This window comes from Streptomyces sp. NPDC001970 (genome assembly GCF_053594115.1).
In genome coordinates this window covers 1-1,508 of sequence record NZ_JBSFDW010000116.1, presented here as the reverse complement: position 1 = coordinate 1,508, position 1,508 = coordinate 1, and the positions used below count along the sequence as shown (strand labels likewise).

The window sequence follows — 1,508 nt, the reverse complement described above, 5'->3', positions numbered from 1 at the left end:
CCCCGTTATGTTTTTCGCGGTCCTGCAAGAGGACCGCTGGCCTCCGGGCCCGGCATGACTGTTGCCCCCTGTCGATCGGATGACCTGGGGGGTGGTGTCACCGGGCCCGAGGGGTGCCGTCGGAGACGCTGATCAGAGGCCCGACCACCGCCCGGCCGGGCGCAATGCCCGGCCGTATCCGGGCGGCAGGTCTGCATAACGTGGATGCGCGAGAACGGCCCCGCCGCCCAGGCCGGCACGGACGAGCGATGTGGGGGCACGATGATCGACATCAGCGGCGTGGGCGTCTTCCTCGGTCTGGACGTCGGCAAGAGCACGCATCACGGGCACGGGCTGACCCCGGGTGGGAAGAAGGTCTTCGACAAGCCACTGCCCAACAGCGAGCCGAAGCTGCGGGCCGTCTTCGAGAAACTGTCCGTGAAGTTCGGCACCGTGCTGGTGGTCGTGGACCAGCCCGCCTCCATCGGCGCCCTGCCGCTGACCGTCGCCCGGGACGCGGGCTGCAAGGTCGCCTACCTGCCGGGACTTGCCATGCGCCGGATCGCCGACCTCTATCCGGGCGAGGCGAAGACCGACGCGAAGGACGCGGCCGTGATCGCGGACGCCGCCCGCACGATGCCGCACACCCTGCGCTCCCTGGAGCTGACCGACGAGATCACCGCCGAGCTCACCGTCCTTGTGGGCTTCGACCAGGACCTGGCCGCCGAGGCCACCCGCACCTCCAACCGGATACGGGGCCTGCTCACCCAGTTCCACCCCAGCCTGGAGCGCGTCCTGGGCCCCCGCCTCGACCACCAGGCCGTCACCTGGCTGCTGGAACGCTATGGCTCCCCGGCTGCCCTGCGGAAAGCCGGCCGCCGCAGACTCGTCGAAGTCATCCGGCCCAAGGCCCCGCGCATGGCCGCCCGGCTCATCGACGACGTCTTCGACGCGCTCGACGAACAGACCGTCGTCGTTCCGGGCACCGGCACCCTCGACGTGGTCATCCCGTCCCTGACGCGCTCGCTCGCGGCCGTCCACGAACAACGCCGGGCCTTGGAAGCCCAGATCAGCGAACTGCTGGAGGCCCACCCTCTTTCCCAAGTCCTGACGTCGCTGCCCGGCGTCGGCGTCAGGACCGCCGCCGTCCTGCTGGTCACCGTCGGCGACGGCACCAGCTTCCCCACCGCCGCTCACCTCGCCTCCTACGCCGGCCTCGCTCCGGCCACGAAGCAGTCGGGCACCTCGATCCACGGCGAACATGCACCCCGCGGCGGGAACCGGCAGCTCAAACGCGCGATGTTCCTGTCCGCGTTCGCCGCCCTGCACGACCCTGCCTCCCGCGGCTACTACGACCGGTGCCGGGCCCGCGGCAAGACCCACACACAGGCCCTCCTCCGCCTCGCTCGCCACCGCATCAGCGTCCTGTTCGCCATGCTCCGCGACGGGACCTTCTACGAGGCACGCGGTCCCGAACCCGCCCACGCATGACCAGATCGGGCTTGACGAAAGACATAGAGGCACCCCCC

At 70.5% G+C, this 1,508-nt stretch carries 1 protein-coding gene; it reads left to right on the top strand.

The window, feature by feature from the left end:
• Positions 1–261: 261 nt before the first annotated feature.
• Positions 262–1,470, top strand: coding sequence for an IS110 family transposase (locus ACWCP0_RS42100; RefSeq protein WP_451083985.1), 1,209 nt, complete (start codon positions 262–264; stop codon positions 1,468–1,470).
• Positions 1,471–1,508 lie beyond the last annotated feature (38 nt).

Bases quoted from the DNA above. Each gene is read 5' to 3' on its own strand.
- ACWCP0_RS42100 (WP_451083985.1), top strand. From the start codon at position 262: ATGATCGACATCAGCGGCGTGGGCGTCTTCCTCGGTCTGGACGTCGGC.